Here is a 263-nt window from a genome sequence, read left to right on the forward strand (position 1 = left end):
GCTGGGCATCAGCTTTGGCGGCCTGCGCGCGGTCAATGACGTGAGCTTCAGCCTGAAACCCGGCGAAATCGTGTCCGTGATCGGGCCCAACGGCGCCGGCAAGACCACACTGTTCAACATGATCTCGGGGGTTTACCTTCCCGACAGCGGGCGGGTCACGCTGAACGGCGAGGATGTGACCGGCACAAGCCCTGACCTTCTGGCGGCGCGCGGCATGTCGCGCACCTTCCAGAACCTCCAGATCTTTCAGTCGATGACCGTGC

The 263-nt window shown here is 63.5% G+C and carries 1 protein-coding gene; it reads left to right on the top strand.

The genetic code is table 11. The features are described from left to right. A partial coding sequence (locus tag RMT89_RS43690; protein WP_315889310.1) for an ATP-binding cassette domain-containing protein occupies positions 1–263 on the top strand: 263 nt, incomplete at both ends.

It is taken from the genome of Streptomyces sp. P17 (assembly GCF_032436805.1).
GTDB lineage: Bacteria > Actinomycetota > Actinomycetes > Streptomycetales > Streptomycetaceae > Streptomyces.